This window comes from Paractinoplanes bogorensis, assembly GCF_018829635.1.
Lineage (GTDB): Bacteria > Actinomycetota > Actinomycetes > Mycobacteriales > Micromonosporaceae > Actinoplanes > Actinoplanes bogorensis.
On sequence record NZ_JAHKKG010000013.1, the window covers coordinates 1 to 15,401 of the forward strand.

General features: G+C 68.9%; 12 protein-coding genes and 1 pseudogene. 3 read left to right on the forward strand and 10 right to left on the reverse strand.

Annotation, left to right across the window (positions count from 1 at the left end; all coding sequences use genetic code 11):
• The 6 genes and pseudogenes from KOI35_RS35725 to KOI35_RS35750 form a co-directional block, all read right to left on the reverse strand.
• Positions 1–374: pseudogene (locus tag KOI35_RS35725) on the reverse strand (hypothetical protein); the annotation flags it as partial.
• Between the two features lie 23 nt (positions 375–397).
• On the reverse strand, positions 398–1,732 hold the full coding sequence (locus KOI35_RS35730; protein ID WP_215793125.1) for an NtaA/DmoA family FMN-dependent monooxygenase: 1,335 nt from the start codon (positions 1,730–1,732) through the stop codon (positions 398–400).
• Complete coding sequence (locus KOI35_RS35735; RefSeq protein WP_215793126.1) at positions 1,725–2,834, reverse strand: LLM class flavin-dependent oxidoreductase; 1,110 nt, start codon at positions 2,832–2,834, stop codon at positions 1,725–1,727. The genes KOI35_RS35730 and KOI35_RS35735 overlap by 8 nt, the downstream gene beginning before the upstream one ends.
• A 2-nt stretch (positions 2,835–2,836) precedes the next feature.
• Positions 2,837–3,820: an ABC transporter substrate-binding protein gene (locus tag KOI35_RS35740; protein WP_215793127.1), complete on the reverse strand. Its 984-nt coding sequence runs from the start codon at positions 3,818–3,820 to the stop codon at positions 2,837–2,839.
• A gap of 34 nt (positions 3,821–3,854) precedes the next feature.
• The gene (locus KOI35_RS35745; RefSeq protein ID WP_215793128.1) at positions 3,855–4,571 is read right to left on the reverse strand and encodes an amino acid ABC transporter ATP-binding protein; all 717 of its coding nucleotides are present in this window, start codon (positions 4,569–4,571) and stop codon (positions 3,855–3,857) included.
• Positions 4,568–5,458: an amino acid ABC transporter permease gene (locus tag KOI35_RS35750; RefSeq protein ID WP_308121299.1), complete on the reverse strand. Its 891-nt coding sequence runs from the start codon at positions 5,456–5,458 to the stop codon at positions 4,568–4,570. Before KOI35_RS35750 ends, KOI35_RS35745 begins: the two co-directional genes overlap by 4 nt.
• Before the next feature lie 268 nt (positions 5,459–5,726).
• On the opposite strand from KOI35_RS35750, the gene KOI35_RS35755 reads away from it, so the two are divergent.
• Together KOI35_RS35755 and KOI35_RS35760 are read left to right on the forward strand one after the other, a co-directional pair.
• Positions 5,727–6,890, forward strand: coding sequence for an LLM class flavin-dependent oxidoreductase (locus KOI35_RS35755; protein ID WP_215793130.1), 1,164 nt, complete (start codon positions 5,727–5,729; stop codon positions 6,888–6,890).
• On the forward strand, positions 6,887–8,008 hold the full coding sequence (locus tag KOI35_RS35760) for an LLM class flavin-dependent oxidoreductase (protein WP_215793131.1): 1,122 nt from the start codon (positions 6,887–6,889) through the stop codon (positions 8,006–8,008). Before KOI35_RS35755 ends, KOI35_RS35760 begins: the two co-directional genes overlap by 4 nt.
• A gap of 284 nt (positions 8,009–8,292) precedes the next feature.
• Here KOI35_RS35760 and KOI35_RS35765 read toward each other — a convergent pair whose 3' ends face one another.
• Complete coding sequence (locus KOI35_RS35765; RefSeq protein ID WP_215793132.1) at positions 8,293–9,171, reverse strand: SDR family NAD(P)-dependent oxidoreductase; 879 nt, start codon at positions 9,169–9,171, stop codon at positions 8,293–8,295.
• Positions 9,172–9,285: 114 nt separating this feature from the next.
• Here KOI35_RS35765 and KOI35_RS35770 point away from each other — a divergent pair, with 114 nt between their 5' ends.
• The gene (locus KOI35_RS35770; RefSeq protein ID WP_215793133.1) at positions 9,286–9,762 is read left to right on the forward strand and encodes a MarR family winged helix-turn-helix transcriptional regulator; all 477 of its coding nucleotides are present in this window, start codon (positions 9,286–9,288) and stop codon (positions 9,760–9,762) included.
• A gap of 348 nt (positions 9,763–10,110) precedes the next feature.
• Here the strand turns inward: KOI35_RS35770 and KOI35_RS35775 are convergent, their stop codons facing one another.
• The 3 genes from KOI35_RS35775 to KOI35_RS35785 form a co-directional block, all read right to left on the reverse strand.
• The gene (locus KOI35_RS35775) at positions 10,111–12,129 is read right to left on the reverse strand and encodes an endo-1,4-beta-xylanase (RefSeq protein WP_215793134.1); all 2,019 of its coding nucleotides are present in this window, start codon (positions 12,127–12,129) and stop codon (positions 10,111–10,113) included.
• Positions 12,130–12,250: 121 nt separating this feature from the next.
• Positions 12,251–13,249: a 2-oxoacid:ferredoxin oxidoreductase subunit beta gene (locus KOI35_RS35780; RefSeq protein WP_215793135.1), complete on the reverse strand. Its 999-nt coding sequence runs from the start codon at positions 13,247–13,249 to the stop codon at positions 12,251–12,253.
• Positions 13,246–15,036, reverse strand: a complete 1,791-nt coding sequence (locus KOI35_RS35785; RefSeq protein WP_246614347.1) for a 2-oxoacid:acceptor oxidoreductase subunit alpha — start codon at positions 15,034–15,036, stop codon at positions 13,246–13,248. Before KOI35_RS35785 ends, KOI35_RS35780 begins: the two co-directional genes overlap by 4 nt.
• Positions 15,037–15,401: the final 365 nt, after the last annotated feature.

Consider the following 15,401-nt stretch of genomic DNA (forward strand, 5'->3'; position numbering starts at 1 on the left):
GGACCGCTCAGTTGGGTGTCCGGGCCGCTCAATCTGGTGTTCGGACCGCTCAGTTGGGTGTCCGGGCCGCTCAATCTGGTGTTCGGACCGCTCAGTTGGGTGTCCGGGCCGCTCAATCTGGTGTTCGCACCGCTCAGTTGGGCGTTCGCACCGCTCAGTTGGGCGTTCGGGCCGCTCAGTTGGGCGTTCGGGCCGCTCGCCTTTTTGCTCGGACGGGTCAGCTCGGCGAGGTCGGTCCACGCCCGCGGGTCGTTGGCGTCTTCCAGGGCGTGGAACGGCGCGACGTCCGTCTCGTACCGCAGCGCCCGGCCGTACGACTGCGCGAAACGCGCATGCGAACCGTGCAGCGAACGGACAACCGGGTCGTCCAGCACTGACTGATCGGCGTCGACTGTGGTCATGGTGTGGCCAGCCCAAGGTGGTCGCGGAGCGTCGGGCCCGAATACTCCGTGCGGAAGACGCCTCTCTCCTGCAGCAGCGGCACGACCTTGTCGGCGAACTCGTCCAGGCCGCCCGGCGTCACGTGCGGCACCAGGATGAAACCGTCGGCGGCGTCCTGCTGTACGAGGTCGTCGAGGGCGGCGGCGATCGTGGCGGCCGAGCCGATGAAGTTCTGCCGGCCGGTCACCTCGATGATGAGCTCGCGGATCGACAGCTTCTCGGCGGCGGCCCGCTCCCGCCACTCGCGGGCGACGGCGATCGGGTCGCGGTGCATCCGGACGCTGGCCCGGCCGCGCGCGATGTGCTGCTCGGAGACGTCCGGATCGATCTCGGGCAGGGGACCGTCGGGGTCGTAGGCGGACAGGTCGCGGTTCCACAGCTGTTCGAGGAACTTGATCGCGGTGGCGCCGCTGACCTGTTGCCGCCGCACGATGCGGGCGCGTTCCTGCGCGTCGTTGTCCGTGTCGCCGAGAACGAACGTCGCCGCGGGCAGCACGTTGAGCGAATCGTGTTCGCGGCCGTAGCGGGCCAGCCGTCCCTTCACGTCGGCGTAGAACTTCTGTCCGTCGGTGAGCGTGCCGTGCCGGCTGAAGATGGCGTCGGCCGTGGCGGCGGCGAACTCGCGGCCCGCATCCGAGTCGCCGGCCTGCAGGATGACCGGGCGGCCCTGCGGGCTGCGCGGAACGTTGAACCGTCCGGCGATGTCGAAATGCTCATCCTGGTGAGCGAACGTGCCCGCGCTCGGATCGCGCAGAAACGTACCGGAGTTCTTGTCCGCGGCGATCGCGTCGGCCGGCCACGAGTCGAACAGTTCCTTGGCCGTTTCGAGGAACCGGGTCGCGCGGCTGTACCGGTCACCTTCGGCCAGGAAACCGCCACGCCGGAAGTTCTCACCGGTGAACGCGTCCCACGAGGTGACGACGTTCCAGGCCGCGCGCCCGTCGGACAGGTGGTCGAGCGAGGCGAACTGCCGCGCCACCTCGTACGGCTCGTTGAACGTGGAGTTGATGGTGCCGGCCAGACCGAGGCGCTCGGTCACGGCGGCCAGCGCGGCCAGCACGGTGAACGTGTCGGGCCGGCCGACCACGTCCAGGTCGTAGATCCGGCCGCCCTGCTCGCGCAGCCGCAGGCCCTCGGCCAGGAAGAAGAAGTCGAACTTGGCCCGTTCGGCGGTCTGCGCGAGCTTGACGAACGAGTCGAACTCGATGTGGCTGCCCGCCTCGGGGTCGCTCCACACGGTGGTGTTGTTGACGCCGGGGAAGTGGGCGGCGAGATGGATCTGCTTAGGCAACGCGGGCTCCTTCGACGGCGGCGTACCGGTTGGCCGGTCGTTCCAGGCCGAGACGGGCGCGCAGCGTGTCCTCCTGGTACTCGTGCCGGAAGACGCCGCGCGACTGCAGCTCGGGCACCAGACCACGGGTGATTCCGCGCAGGTCGTCGGGCAGGCGACCGGGCCGCAGGCGGAAGCCGCTGATCCCGGCCGCCTGCCATTCCAGCAACAGGTCGGCCAGCTGAGCGGGCGTGCCGGCGAAAACGTGGGCATCACTCGGCAGCTGCCGAGCGGCGGTCGAAGTGGGCTCCAGGAACACCACGAGGTCGGCGAAGACGTGGCGCACCCTGACTTGCGACGCGATCTCGTGGGCGTCCGCGGCGTCGACCGGGGTTACGTAGACGACGTCGGCCGCCTTCTCGGCGAAGCGGTACGGGATCTCGTTGTGGGCGAGGGCGGTCACCACCGGCTGGCCCTGCGGTGGCCGGGGCGTGATGGACGGGCCCTTCACGGTGAAGAACCGGCCCTCGAAGTTGATGTAGTGCACCTTGTCGCGGTCGATGAACCGGCCGGTGGCGGCGTCGCGGATCTCGGCGTCGTCCTCCCAGCTGTCCCAGAGGCGGCGCACCACCTCCACGTAGTCGGCCGCCTCGTCGTAGAGTTCGCGCACGTGCTCGCGTACGGGAAACGCGGGGTTGATCTCGGGAATCTCGCGGCGGCCGAAGTGCTGCGCCTCGTGCGCCCGCGCCGACAGCTGGACCCGCCAACCGGCGCGGCCCCGGCTCACGTAGTCGAGCGTCGCGATCGCCTTGGAGATGTGGAACGGCTCGGTGTGCGTGACGGTAGCGGTCGGCACCAGTCCGATGTGGTGGGTGAGGGGCGCGACCCGCGACGCGATCAGCACCGCGTCGAGGCGGCCCTGCACCTGCCCGGGATCGTCGGTCTGCACGCCCAGTCCGTCCTCGATGGTGACGAAGTCGAGCTTGCCCGCCTCGGCCTCGGCGACCAGCTGGGTCCAGTAGCGGGCGGTGAAGAGTTCCGCCGGCCGGGCTTCCGGTGCGCGCCAGGCCGCGGGATCCCAGCCGGCGCCGTCCAGCGCTACCGCCAGATGCAGGTTCGTCATAGCTACTTCCCCTCGATGGGCAGGCCGGGCGGGTTGATCTCGGGCGTGCCGACCGACTCGTTCGCGAGGTTCCAGCGGTCCAGGATCTTCTGGTAGTCGCCCGACTTCACGAGCTCGTCGAGGGCGGCCTTGTACGCCTCGACCAGGCCGCTGCCCTTCTTCGTGGTGAGCGCGATCTTGCCCTGCAGGGTGGATCCGGCGCCCGAGTACGTGCCGACGATCTCGGTCTCGCCCGCCTTGGCCACGTGGTAGGCCGACGTCGGGTTCGGGCCTAGATAGAGGTCGATCTGGCCGGAGCCGAGGGCCAGGTAGGTGGCCTGGTTGGTCTGGTAGTACTTGATGTCGACCTTGGGCAGGCCCTGCTTCACGGCCTCCTCGCTCCACTCGACGAGGATCTTCTCCTGGTTGGTGCCGGAGCCGACGGCGACCTTCTTGCCGGCCACGTCGGCCGGGCCGGTCACCTTCAGCCCGCTGCCCTTCTTGGCCTCGAACGCGAGCTCGTCCTTGCGGTAGGTCGCGAAGTCGTACTTCTGCTTACGTTCCTCGGTGACCGTGATGTTGGAGGCGCCGACGTCGTACTTGCCGCTGTCGAGACCGATGAAGAGGTTCTCCCAGCTGGTGTTCTGCAGGTCCGGCTCGAGGCCGAGGATGCCGGCCACGGCCACCGCGATGTCCGGCTCGCTGCCGATCAGCGTCTTGTTGTCGGTGGCGGTGAAGGCGAGCGGGGCGAACCCGGCGCCGGCCGCGCCGACCCCGATGGTCAGGCTGCCCTTCTGCTTGATCGCTTCGGGCAGGAGGGCGGCGGCCGCGTCCACCTTGGCCGGGACGATGCGCTGCTGGTCGGGCCCGTCGTTGATGGTCACGGCGGCGGCCTGCTGCACGTCGGCGGGGTCCGCGGCCTTCTCGTCCGGTGCGGCGCACGCGGCGAGTCCGGCGAGTGCGGCGATCAAGAGCACGGCGGATTTCGTACGGGATTTCGTACGCATGGAGGGGTTTGCTCCTTCAGACGAGAACGGTGGTTCAGACAAGAACTTTGGAGAGGAAGGCGCGAGTGCGCTCATGCCGGGGACGGTCGAGGACCTCGGACGGCGGTCCCTGCTCGACGATGCGGCCTTCGTCGAGGAAGACGATGGTGTCGGCCACCTCGCGGGCGAAGCCGATCTCGTGGGTGACGACGATCATGGTGGTGCCGGCCCGGGCCAGGTCGCGCATGACGTCGAGCACCTCGCCGACGAGTTCCGGGTCGAGGGCCGAGGTGGGCTCGTCGAACAGGATCAGCTTGGGTTCGCGCCCGAGGGCCCGGGCGATCGCGACCCGCTGCTGCTGTCCGCCGGAGAGCTGACGGGGGTAGGCGTGGGCCTTGCCGGCCAGGCCGACCCGGTCGAGCAACTCGATGCCGCCGCCGGCCTCCCGCACGTTCTCCAGCGCCGTCATGTGCGGGAACAGGTTGAACGTCTGGAAGACGAACCCGATCCGGGCCCGCTGCTTGAGGATGTGCCGTTCGCTCAACTCGTGCAGTTTGTTGCCCACCCGGCGGTAACCGATCAGTTCACCGTCGACCCGGACCCGGCCGCGGTCCACCTTCTCGAGGTGGTTGATGCACCGCAGCAGGGTCGACTTGCCGGAACCGGACGGGCCCAGGATCACGGTGACGCTGCCCGCGGGCACGTTCAGGGTCACGTCGTGCAGCACTTCGAGCGTGCCGAACGACTTGTGCACACCGTCGAGCTCGATCATCGGACGAATCCCCTCGAATAACGGCGCTCGACGTAGTGCTGCAGGATCGAGAGGGCGGCGGTCAGGATCACGTACCAGACCGTCGCGACCAGCAGCAGCGGCACAACCCGCCCGTTGCGGCCGTAGATGACCTGCACCTGGTAGAACAGCTCGCCGATGGCCAGCACGTAGACGACCGACGTGCTCTTGAGCAGGTTGACCAGTTCGTTGGCCGCGTTGGGCAGGATCGCCCGCATCGCCTGGGGGAGCAGGATCCGGCGGAACTGGCGCAGCCGCGGGATGCCGAGCGCGGCGGCCGCCTCCAGCTGGCGCGAGTCGACCGACAGGATGCCGGCCCGGACGATCTCGGCGGCGTACGCGGCCTCGTGCAGGGCCAGGCCCAGCAGCGCCGCGCCGAACGCGCTGACCAGGGTCGACGTCTCGAAACTGAAGAAGCCGGGGCCGAACGGGACGCCGATCTGCAGCCGGTCGTAGAGGTAGCCGAGGTTGGCCCAGAACAGCAACTGCACGATCAGGGGCACCGAGCGGAAGACCCAGATGAACGTCCAGGACGTCGTACGGAGAACGGGGTTTTTCGACAGGCGCATGGGGGCCAGGACGATGCCGCCGGCGAAGCCGAGAACCGCGCCGGCGAAGGTCAGCTGCAGCGTGATGAGCAGCGCGTCCATCACCGACCTCTCGAAGAAGTAGCCGATGAACGTGCTCCACTCCCAGCCCGGGTTGGTGATCAGGCCGTGCAGGAACTGGACGACGACGATCAGCACCGCGGCGGCCGCGATCCAGCGCCAGGGGTGCCGGGCCGGGACCACGACCAGGTCGTCCGGTGGCGGATGCTCGCTGCTGCTCGGGCGGCCGACCGCCGCGCGAGCCGAGGACAGAAGACTCACGGGGGTCCTTCCGAGGAGGGCTGCTGCCGATGAGGCTAAGGCGGCGGACCTAAAACCCTCAAGTCCTATCGGGTAGATATGTTTTACGGACTTGTGAAGTGCCTTCGCCATCTGGGATTTACGTCATGACCCCTTGCTCATCTCCTACTGAAGCTATAGGAAAAAGGGAGTCTGGTTCCTGTTCCCTGCTCACTCACGTCTTCCACCGCCCGCAGCACGAATACACCCGCGCCCTCATCGAGGCGGTCCCGACCCCGGAGGTGTCGCGATGAAATTCCTGCTCATCACGCTGATCGCGGAGAAGGACCCGCACCGGCCGGCCCGCGAACGCCTTCGCGAGGTCGTCGACAACGCCGTGCTGGCCGAGGAGCTCGGCTTCGACGGTTTCGGGGTGGGGGAGCGGCACGAGCGGCCGTTCTTCTCGTCGTCACCGCCCGTGGTGCTCAGCCACATCGCCGCCGTCACCTCGCGGATCCGCTTGTTCACGGCGGTCACCACGCTCTCGCTGCTCGACCCGGTGCGCGCGTTCGAGGACTACTCGACCCTCGACAACCTCTCCGACGGCCGCCTCGAGCTCATCATCGGCAAGGGCAACGGCGCCGCCCAGGCCCAACTGTTCCACGTCACCGCCGACGACCAGTGGGATCGCAACCGGGAGGGCTACGAGCTTTTCCGCCGTCTCTGGCGCGAGCCCCGCGTCACGTGGGAGGGCCGGTTCCGTCCGTCCCTGACCGACGCCGAGACCTGGCCGCGGCCGCTGCAGCAGCCGATCCGGGTCTGGCACGGCAGCGCCACCAGCCGGGAGTCGGTCGACCTGGCCGCGAAGTTCGGCGACCCCCTGTTCTCGGCCAACGTCACCAACCCCATCGAGCCGTACGCGGAACTGATCCGCTACTACCGCGAACGGTGGGCCCACTACGGGCACCGCCCGTCGGACGCCCTCGTCGGGGCGGGAAGTGCTGGTTTCTACGCCGCGCCGACATCGCAGGAGGCGATCGAGACCTACCGTCCGATCTACGACGAGCGGATCGCGTTGTTCCGCAAAGTGGGCGTGGAGCCGGTCTTCCCCACCCTGGAGGACGCGATCGAGCGCAGCTCCATCCTGGTCGGCAGCCCGCAGCAGATCGTCGACAAGGTGCTGCGCTACCACGAGTCGTTCGGGCACGAGGTCATGCATGAGCACGCCGACGCCGGCGGCCTGACCGGCAAGCAACATCGGGCGACGCTCGAGCTCTTCCAGTCCGAGATCGCGCCGGTCCTGCGCCGTTCGGTCCCTAGCCGCCCGTTTCCCGCCCTTCTCTCCGCCCCTGTGCTCGCCCTTGTTCCGGCTTCCGATCCGGCCCCTGTTCCGGCTTCCGATCCGGCCCCTGTTCCGGCTTCCGATCCGGCCCCTGTCCCGGCTTCACTTCCGGCCTCTGGAGAAATTTCATGACTGTTCCCTTGTCCATTCTGGATCTCGCTCCGCTTGTCTCCGGGGGCACCGTCGCTGATGCTCTGCGGCGCACCCTCGACCTGGCCACCCGGGCCGAGGAATTCGGCTATCACCGGTACTGGGTCGCCGAGCATCACCTGACGGCGGGTGTGGCCAGCTCGCAGCCGGCCGTGCTGCTGGGGCAGATCGCGGCCGTGACCTCGCGGATCCGGCTCGGGTCAGGGGCCGTCCAGACCGGTTATCTCACGCCGCTGGCCGTTCTCGAGCAGTTCGGGCTGCTGGATGCGCTCTATCCCGGGCGTTTCGACCTGGGGCTCGGGCGTTCCGCGCAACGTCGCTCCACCGATCTGGCCGGGCCGCCGCCCGCTCCGGCGCCGGCTGAGGCGCGGGTCGTCGACGGGCTGCTCATCCCGAAGCACTTCGACTTCACGCCCCTGATGAAGTCGGCGCGGGCGGCCCTGTTCGGCAAGCTGCTCAAGCAGCCGAACGCGGAGGCGCTCGACCTGGACGAGGTGGTCGATCAGGTGCAGACGCTGATCGCGGGGCCGTACGCCGATGGTCTCGGGAACGAGGCGCACGCGGTGCCGGGGGAGAACGCGGATCTCGAGCTGTGGGTGCTCGGTAGCAGCGGTGGGGAAAGCGCACGGGTGGCCGGTGCGCGCGGTTTGCCGTTCGCCGCGAACTATCACGTGGCGCCGGCCAAGGTGCTCGAGGCGGTGGAGGCGTATCGGGCGGCTTTCCGGCCGTCGAAGGTGCTGTCGGCACCGCACGTGATGGTGAGCGCTGACATCGTGGTGGCCGAGGACGACGAAACGGCTCAGCAGCTGGCCATCCCGTACGGGTTGTGGGTGCGCAGCATCCGCAACGGCACCGGCGCCATCCCGTACCCGTCGATCGGGGAGGCCGCGGCGCACGAGTGGACCGACGAGGATCGCGCGCTCGTGGCCGATCGGCTCGACACCCATTTCGTCGGCTCGGCGCGGCGGGTGGCCGGCCAGCTCGAGACGTTGCGGCGCGTGACGGGCGCCGACGAGCTGCTGGTCACCACCATCACGCACGACCACAGCGACCGTGTCCGCTCGTTCGAACTGCTCGCCGCAGAGTGGCACCGCGCATAGTGGCCACGTTCGATCGGCAAACGCGCAGTCCGGCAGTGTCGCCCGGTTGAGTGTGTCGCTCATACGCGCGGTGAGCAGTGTTGCGCGTTTGAGCGGTTCGCTCGCTTTGGCGGGGTGGTCGCGTTGGCGTGCCGCCGTTGGGCGATGTTGCGCGTTTGAGCGGGATGGTCGCGGGGCGGGGGCGTTGGTGAGCGCGTGGCTGCGCGGTGTTGCGCGTTTGAGCGAGACGCTCACTTGGCGGTGGCCCCGGTGGCGTGCTGCTCGTGCGCGGTTGAGCGTGCCGCTCATTTTGGCGGGACGGTTACTCCGGCGCGGGCGATCAGGGCGGTCGACTCGTTCAGGAACTCGGCGACACGGGCGTCGGTCAGGCCGGGCGTGGGGTGGATGACGGCGCCCTTGCGGTCGATCATCGCGCCGCTGCGGGTGGCGAGGTCGGGCGAGGTCAGGATGGGCGTGATGCGCTGCGCGTAGCGGTCGGTGCTGGTCGTGACCAGGCCGAGTGCGCCCTCGAAGAGCCGGTGGCGCAGGGTGCCGGGGCCGAAAAGGTTGCCGCGGATCTCCGACTTGACGAAGCCGGGGTTGAGTCCGAAGACGTCGAGGCGTGGATAGCGCTTGGCGGCGTCGAGCGCCAGGCTTTCGTTGCCGGCCACAGTGTTCATGTGCACGGCCATGTTCCTGTACGTTCGCTCGGCGTTGAGGTCGCCGAGTGTGCCGACCTGGCCGTTGCCCGGGAAGCCCATCACGAAAGCCCGCGGCCGCTGGTCGCGGCCGGTGCCGAGCCGGTCGGCGATCGCGCGGAGGATGACGAGCCGGCTGAGATAGCTGACGGCGGTGTCTTCCTCGATGCCCTCGGCGGTCACCCGGCGTTTCGGTGCGGCCAGGATGCCGGTGGTGAAAATGAGCAGGTCGAGCGTTTCGGCCGGCAGTTCGTGCGCGATGCGCTCAGCTTCGCGCATGAGGCTGAGGTCGGCGGGGCGGAACTCGATGCCGGGCACATCCGCGTCCCGGAACGTGCGGCCGGCGACCAGAACGTTCGCACCACGCGCGGCCAGCGAGCGGCTGATCGCCCGGCCGATGCCGCCGGTGCCGCCGATGACCGCGACGTTCAAGCCGGCCGGGTCGCCGGCGCGCAGGGGGTGGGGTGCAGACGGGTCACGCTTCATCGGGAACTCCTTCGCATCGGTTGACGCGCTCAATGGTTGAGCTAGTCACGTATTTGACGATAGCTCAATGCGTGAGTGAGTCAACTGTTTAGCGGGTGTAGTAATCTTGGTCGCATGCCGTCGTCACTTCAGGCCGCTCGCTTCGCCGAAGCGGGCCGGCTGTCGCAGCTGCTGATCGGGATCGCCGAGCAGGCCCGGGCCGACTTCATGGCCACGGTGGCCGAGTTCGGGCTGCCGGTGCCGCTGGCTCGCGTGCTGGTCCTGCTGTCGACGCCCGCACCCATGCGTGACCTGGCCGAGCAGTTGCACTGCGACCGCTCCTACATCACCGGCCTGGCCGATCAGCTCGAAGAGCGGGGGCTGATCACCCGCATCCCTGGCCAGGACCGCCGGGTCAAGCTGCTCACGCTGACCGAGGCCGGCGAGTCTCTGCGCGACCGGGTGTCCGAGGCCGTCGCCGAGCAGAACATCATCCTGCGCCGCCTGACCGACGACGAGCGCCGGACGTTGGCGCCCTTGCTGGAACGCCTCTACGACGGCGACCCCGACAACGCCTGCGGCCCCGAAGACCCCACCTGCGCGCCGGCCTAGCCCCTCGCCCGCGCCGCTCGTCCGGACAGCGCGCCGCTGCGCGTGTCGCTCAACTGCGCGCTTCGCTCAACCGCGCGTGTCGCTAAGTTGCTCGTTGCCGCCGAGCGCGTGTCGCTTAACCGCGCGTGTCGCTCAACTGCGCGCTGCGGTCATGCGCGCGTTTCATTTGGTTGCGGATGGCAATCGAGGAGTGAGCGAGGCGCGCAGTCTTGGGTGGGCGGTCAGACGAGCGCGCAGATCGTGCCCTTGGTGGTGAAGACCGTGGGCGCCGGGTTGGCGCCTGTCCACGAGCCCAGGAAACCGAACGACGCCGATGCGCGGAGTCGTGCACCACCTGAGCGCGACCGCTCAACCAAGCGTGCAAACGGTTCCCTTCGTGGTGAAGGTCGTCGGCGCGGGGTTGGTGCCGGTCCACGAGCCCAGGAAGCCGAACGACGCAGATGCTCCGGGTGCGAGCGTGGCGTTCCAGGCCGCGCCGGTGACTGATACGAGATCGCCGGACTGGGTGCTGGAGCCGTTCCAGAGTTGGGTTATCTTCTGGCCCGCGCCGAACTGCCAGCCGAGCGTCCAGCTCGCCCATGACGTCGTGCCGGTGTTGGTCAGGCGTACGTCGGCCTGGAAGCCGCCCGGCCACGAGCCTGTGACGCGATAGCTCACGGAGCATGACGTCGCGCCCGGCGTGGGGGTTGTCGAGCCGGGGCTGGACGGCGAGGGCGTCGGAGTGGGCGACGTGGGCGTGGGGGTGGGCGACGTGGGCGTCGGAGTAGGCGAGGTGGGTGTGGGTGTGCCCGTAGAGGTCCCGATCTTGGTGGGGTCGACCACGCCCCAATAAGCCGGCTTCGCCTGCAACCGCGTGTCGAACAGCAGCGGCGCGTCCTTGCGGGTCACCGGGAACGTGTCCAGCCACGTGTTGTCGTCGGCCAGGCCCCACAGCGTCACCGAGGTGATCTCGCCCGGATACTGGCGGAACAGCGCGAACATGTCCCGATACACGTACGCCTGCTGCAACAGCCGATCGGCCGGTGGCGCCGGGAACGACTCGCCGTTGCCCGTGTAGATGCTCACGTCCATCTCGGTGATCTGCTGCTCGATGTTGAGCGAAGCGAACTTGTCGAGCATCGCCTTGGTCTCCGTGACGGTCGGCCACTGCACGTTGATGTGCATTTGATGGCCGACGCCGTCGATCGGGACACCTTCGCTCAACAACTGCGCAACCAGCGCGTACAACTTGTCGCGCTTGGCCGGGACATTGGTGTTGTAGTCGTTGATGAACAGCTTGGCGTGCGGGGCGACCTCGCGGGCGACCCGGAACGCCGTACGGATGTAGTCGAGGCCCGCCACCGTGTACCAGCTGCTGCGCCGTAAACCGTCCGTCTGGTTCTCATCGATCACTTCGTTGACCACATCCCAGACTCCGATGTCCGTTCCGTAGTGCGCGGCCACATTGCGGATGTGCGTTTCGAGCCGTTCGAGCAGCAGCGCCTTGTCCTCGGCGGTCGCGGTCATCGGCTGTCCGTCCGCCCCCGTGAACACCCACGCCGGCGTCTGGTTGTGCCAGACCAGCGTGTGCCCGCGGACGGCCAGCCCGTGCGCCTTGGCGAACGACATCAGAGGATCGGCTTGCGCGTACGAGAAATTGCCCTCGGACGGTTCGGTCGCGTCCCACTTGAGCGCGTTGCCGGGCGTCACGCTGCCGAAGTGCTTGGCGAGCAGCTCGCCGTGCTGTGTAACGGTCTCGGCCCCGGTGATCGCGGCGCCGACCGGGAATTCGCGCACCACATCGCGTACGGAGGGAATGTCGGTCTGGATCGGCAGTGCCGGCACGTAGCTCGCGCTCACGTCGTCGAGGAAGAACGACCCGGTGGTCGAGGCCGTCTCGACATAGAGGCGCAGGAACTCGACATCGGCGGCCACCGTGTAGCGCCCGGTCAGGTTGACCCAGCCGCCGCTGGTCACCGCGGTGTTGCCCACGACCTGGTCGTAGGCGGCCACCCCGCCCGTACGCCGTTCCACGCTGAGCCGCGCGTTGTCGGAGCCCTCGGCCATGCGCACCCAGGCCGAGATCGTGTACGCCGTCCCCTTCTCGAACGTGTCGAGCACGTCGAGCGACGGCCCCTGCCACGTGGCCGTCCGCCCGGTGACGGCCAGGCTGCCACTGCCACCGTGCGCGACGGTCGTGCTGGCCGTGACCGTCTCGGCCGCACGCCCGGCCCAGCCCTGCGTCGTCCCGTCTTCGAAGTCGCTGGTGAACACGGTGATCGGCGCGGGGTCATCGGCCGCATCCGCGCTCCCGGCCACCACGACCGCGGTCGCGACGGGCAGGGCAGCCACCAGTGAGACCAGAGCGAGCCGCAGAGAACCACGCATGGGACGTCCTTAGGAGCGCAGCCGGAGATAGACCGCCATCGTCACATGGGAGCGCTCCCAAAGCAATCTGCGATGCGACGGAGGGCGACGCGACCGGAACGACCGAAGGGCCACAACAAACTCAGTCGCGACTCCACGAGTCCGGACCGCGCAGCAACGAGTCCAGGTCGCCGCGCCCCCGCGACGAGATGGCGGTCGCCACCTGGGCCCGGGCCTCGTCGTCGTAGGCGGGCCGCTCCACCTGCCGGAAGATCCCGACCGGCGTCATCCCACCCGCCAGCCGGCTCAACGCGAACGCCCGCGACGGGTCGGGCGCCTGGGCGTCGTGGATGATCGGCGCGGCTCCGGCCAGCGGCGAGAGCGACAACCGGCCGCCCTCCTCCACCACCGCCCAGTCCCCGGCTGTCACCGGTTGGCCGTGCTCCAGGCGCAGCACCCCCTGCGGTGTCTTCTCGGCCGCGAAGGCGTCGTCGTTGAAGATCGGGCAGTTCTGATAGATCTCCACCAGTGACGTCCCCCGGTGCTGCGCCGCCGCCAGCAGCACGGAAGTCAGATGCGCCCGATCCGAGTCGACCGTCCGGGCCACGAACGACGCCTCGGCGCCCAGGGCCAGTGACACCGGGTTGAAGGCGTGGTCGATCGACCCGGCCGGCGTCGACTTGGTGACCTTGCCGGGCGTCGACGTGGGGGAGTACTGCCCCTTGGTCAGCCCGTAGATCCGGTTGTTGAACAGCAGGATCGTCATGTTCACGTTGCGGCGCAGCGCGTGCATCAGGTGGTTGCCGCCGATCGACAGCGCGTCACCGTCGCCGGTCACCACCCAGACCGACAGGTCGGGCCGCGAGACCGCCAGGCCGGTGGCGATGGACGGGGCCCGGCCGTGGATCGAGTGCATCCCGTACGTGTCCAGGTAGTAAGGAAAGCGCGACGAGCACCCGATCCCCGAGATGAAGGCGATGTTCTCGCGCCGCAACCCCAGCGTGGGCAGCATTCCCTGCACGGCGGCCAGCACGGCGTAGTCGCCGCAGCCGGGGCACCACCGCACCTCCTGGTCGGACGTGTATTCCTTGCGGTTCTGCGGCTTCCCGGCCAGCGGCACGAGGGAGAGTCCGGAGCTCATCGGTCGCCCTTCACCTGGGTGCGGATGACCTCGACGAGGTCGTGGACGGCGAACGGCTGCCCGTTCACCTGCGTGTGGCTCTGCACGTCGACGAGGAACTTCGACCGCAGCAGCAGGGCGAGCTGACCCCCGTACCCGTACCCGAGGTTCATCTCCGGCAGCAGCACCCGCGGATAGCGGCGCAGCAGCTCGCCGAGGTCGGCCGGCAGCGGATTGAGATAACGCAAGTGGGCCTGGGCCACTTTCAACCCCTCGGCGCGGGCCTGACGGATGGCGGCACCGATCGGCCCGTAGGTAGAGCCCCAGCCGATGACCAGGAGGTCCGACGAACCCGGGTCATCCACAAAAGTAGGAGGTACGGCAATGCCGTCGATCTTGGCCTGCCGCAACCGCACCATCTTGTCGTGGTTGGCGGGATCGTAGGAGATGTCCCCCGTACGGTCGGCCTTCTCGATGCCCCCGATCCGGTGCTCGAGTCCTGGCGTGCCGGGTACCGCCCACGGCCGCGCCAGAGTGTCAGGCTCGCGTAGATAAGGAAGAAAGGTGTCGCCCTCGTTGGGACCGGTCGCGAAGTCCGGCGAGATCACCGGCAACGAGGCGGCCGACGGCACGGCCCACGGCTCGGCCCCGTTCGCGATGTACCCGTCGGACAGCAGCAGCACCGGCGTGCGATAGGTGACGGCGATGCGCACGGCCTCGACCGCGGTGTCGAAGCAGTCGCCGGGTGAGCGCGCGGCCAGCACCGGCACCGGCGCCTCCCCGTTGCGGCCGAACATGGCCTGCAGCAGGTCGGCCTGCTCGGTCTTGGTGGGCAGCCCGGTCGACGGCCCGCCGCGCTGGATGTCGCAGATCAGCAACGGGAGCTCGAGCATGGTGGCCAGCCCGATCGCCTCGCCCTTGAGCGCGAGCCCGGGGCCGGAGGTGGTGGTGACGCCGAGCGCGCCGCCCCAGGCCGCCCCGAGCGCGGCGCCGATGCCGGCGATCTCGTCCTCGGCCTGGAACGTGGTGACATCGAAGTGCTTGAGCTTGGCCAGCTCGTGCAGCACGTCGCTGGCCGGGGTGATCGGGTAGGAGCCGAGGAACACCGGCAGCCCGGAGCGGTCACCGGCCGCGACGATCCCGTACGCGAGGGCCAGGTTCCCGGTGATCGTCCGGTAGCGGCCGGCCGGGGCGGGCGCGGGCGGGATCTCGTAACGCACAGCGAACGCCTCGGTCGTCTCGCCGTAGTTCCAGCCGGCCGTGAAGGCGGCCCGGTTGGCGTCGCGCAGGGCGGGCTTGGCCGCGAACCGCTTGCTCAGGTAGTCGAGCGTCGGTTCGGCCGGCCGCCCGTACATCCAGGACAGCAATCCCAGTGTGAACATGTTCTTCGCGCGGGAGGCGTCCTTACGCGACAGTCCGAACTCATCGACCGCGGCGACTGTCAGCGCGGTCAGATCGGCCCGGTGCACGGTGAACCCGTCGAGGCTCCCGTCCGCCAGGGGATCGGCCGGGTAGCCCGCCTTCACGAGGTTGCGCTTGGTGAAGTCGTGGGTGTCGACGATGACCGTGCCGCCGGCCGCCAGGTCGCGCAGGTTGGCCCGCAGGGCGGCCGGGTTCATGGCGACCAGCACGTCGGGAGCGTCACCGGGAGTGAGCACGTCGTGGTCGGCGAAGTGCAGCTGGAAGCTCGACACCCCGGACAGCGTGCCCGCGGGGGCCCGGATCTCGGCCGGGAAGTTGGGCAGCGTCGACAGGTCGTTGCCGGACACGGCGGTGCCGGCGGCGAACCGGTCGCCGGTCAGCTGCATGCCGTCGCCCGAGTCGCCGGCGAAGCGGATGACGACCCGATCGAGGGTGCGGAGGACGGTGGCGGTCACGAGGGGCCTGCCTTTCGGTGCCTCAGAGCGACGCGGCGGTGGACGCCGCGTGAGAAGGCGGAGGAGTGCGGGCCGACGGGCCACGCATCGATGTGGCATTTCTACGCCCGACTCTGTGGCTCGTCAACACAAACCCACAGGATCGGCTGATCGGTCAAATCGGGCCGCCACAACGGGGGACGTGGGAAAACCAGGGATCAGGACACGCTCTCGAAACAAATTCGGAACTTGGTCTTGCCGAATGCAGGTGGGGGCAGGTAGAAAAGCCACACGTTCCCAACGTTGTCCACGTCACA

Excerpts from the sequence above, each read along its gene's own strand:
- KOI35_RS35760 (WP_215793131.1), top strand. The coding sequence starts at position 6,887 with ATGACTGTTCCCTTGTCCATTCTGGATCTCGCTCCGCTTGTCTCCGGG.
- KOI35_RS35775 (WP_215793134.1), bottom strand. The coding sequence starts at position 12,129 with ATGCGTGGTTCTCTGCGGCTCGCTCTGGTCTCACTGGTGGCTGCCCTG.
- KOI35_RS35740 (WP_215793127.1), bottom strand. The coding sequence starts at position 3,820 with ATGCGTACGAAATCCCGTACGAAATCCGCCGTGCTCTTGATCGCCGCA.
- KOI35_RS35780 (WP_215793135.1), bottom strand. The coding sequence starts at position 13,249 with ATGAGCTCCGGACTCTCCCTCGTGCCGCTGGCCGGGAAGCCGCAGAAC.
- KOI35_RS35765 (WP_215793132.1), bottom strand. The coding sequence starts at position 9,171 with ATGAAGCGTGACCCGTCTGCACCCCACCCCCTGCGCGCCGGCGACCCG.
- KOI35_RS35755 (WP_215793130.1), top strand. The coding sequence starts at position 5,727 with ATGAAATTCCTGCTCATCACGCTGATCGCGGAGAAGGACCCGCACCGG.
- KOI35_RS35770 (WP_215793133.1), top strand. The coding sequence starts at position 9,286 with ATGCCGTCGTCACTTCAGGCCGCTCGCTTCGCCGAAGCGGGCCGGCTG.
- KOI35_RS35785 (WP_246614347.1), bottom strand. The coding sequence starts at position 15,036 with ATGCAGCTGACCGGCGACCGGTTCGCCGCCGGCACCGCCGTGTCCGGC.
- KOI35_RS35735 (WP_215793126.1), bottom strand. The coding sequence starts at position 2,834 with ATGACGAACCTGCATCTGGCGGTAGCGCTGGACGGCGCCGGCTGGGAT.
- KOI35_RS35745 (WP_215793128.1), bottom strand. The coding sequence starts at position 4,571 with ATGATCGAGCTCGACGGTGTGCACAAGTCGTTCGGCACGCTCGAAGTG.